We start from the raw sequence: 1441 nt of genomic DNA, 5'->3' as shown, positions 1-1441 counted from the left end.
AAGGAAATGGGCATCCTGACCGTCGGCGTCGTGACCAAGCCGTTCGAGTTCGAAGGCAACCGCCGCATGAAGGCCGCCGATGCCGGACTGGCCGAGCTCGAAGCCAACGTCGATTCGCTGATCGTGGTGCTCAACGAGAAGCTGCTCGAGGTGCTGGGCGACGACGTGACGCAGGACCAGGCGTTCGCCGAAGCCAACGACGTGCTGAAGAACGCCGTTGGCGGCATCAGCGACATCATTCACATGCACGGCATGGTCAACGTCGACTTCGAGGACGTGAAGACGGTGATGAGCGAGCCCGGCAAGGCGATGATGGGCACCGCGCAGGCGAGCGGCCCGGACCGCGCCACCAAGGCCGCTGACGCCGCCGTGGCCTGCCCGCTGCTCGAAGGCATCGACCTGTCGGGCGCGAAGGGCGTGCTGGTGCTGATCGCCGCCAACCGCAGCACCTTGAAGCTGTCGGAAAGCAAGAACGCGATGAACACCATCCGCCGTTACGCCGCGGAAGATGCGCACGTGATCTTCGGCACCGTGTACGACGAGGCGCTGGGCGACAAGCTGCGCGTGACGGTGATCGCCACCGGCCTGAGCCCGGCGCGCCGCCAGCAGGCGCCGATCAGCGTCGTGCACAGCGCGCCGATGCAGCGCACCGGCACCGACAACCTGCCGATCCTGAACCACGCGCTGAACGCACCGGGCCTCGGCATGCAGGGCGGGCAGAACACCCCCGACTACGGCTCGCTGAGCACCCCGAGCGTGTGGCGCACCCGCACCGCGGCGGCCAAGGTCGATGCGCTGGCCAGCAACGGCATGGACGAGATCGAGATCCCGGCGTTCCTGCGCAAGCAAGCCGATTGATCTCGATCGGCCGACGCCGGAGTGGGCTCCCTTTCCCCACCGGGGAGAGGGAGCCCTTGCGTCCCTAGAATGAAATGATGCTGGCCCAACGCACGCTCAAGTCGCTCACCCGCGCGGTGGGCGTCGGTGTGCACGGCGGGCAGCGGGTCGAGCTGACCTTGCGCCCGGCGCCGGCGGACAGCGGTGTCGTGTTCCGCCGCGTCGATCTGTCGCAGCCGGTCGACATCCCGGTGCATGCGCATTCGGTGTGCGACACCCGCATGGCGACCGCGCTGTCGCCGGGCGGCGATCCGGGGGCGCCCAAGGTCAACACCGTCGAGCACCTGCTGTCGGCGTGTGCGGGCCTGGGCATCGACAACCTGATCGTCGACATCACCGCCGAAGAGGTGCCGATCCTCGACGGCTCGGCGGCCTCGTTCGTGTTCCTGCTGCAAAGCGCCGGCATCGAGTTGCAGGACGCGCCGAAGCGCTTCCTGCGCATCCTGAAACCGGTCGAGGTGCGCGAAGGCGAGGGGCCGAGCCTGAAGTGGGCGCGGCTCGAACCGTTCGACGGCTACAAGCTGACCTTCGAGATCGCGTTCGA

The 1441-nt window shown here is 67.9% G+C and carries 2 protein-coding genes; both read left to right on the top strand.

Annotated features, from left to right (window positions below):
• Nucleotides 1-858 (top strand): cell division protein FtsZ (locus tag Q1W68_RS13655; protein WP_300716943.1); only part of this gene is annotated, 858 nt, incomplete at its 5' end.
• Between the two features lie 77 nt (nt 859-935).
• A partial coding sequence (locus Q1W68_RS13650) for a UDP-3-O-acyl-N-acetylglucosamine deacetylase (protein WP_300716942.1) occupies nt 936-1441 on the top strand: 506 nt, incomplete at its 3' end.

Origin of the sequence: Hydrogenophaga sp. (assembly GCF_030158645.1) — a bacterium.
Taxonomy (GTDB): Bacteria; Pseudomonadota; Gammaproteobacteria; order Burkholderiales; family Burkholderiaceae_C; genus Hydrogenophaga.
The sequence above is the reverse complement of the archived record's forward strand: the minus strand, read 5'-3'. Positions and strand labels throughout refer to the sequence as shown.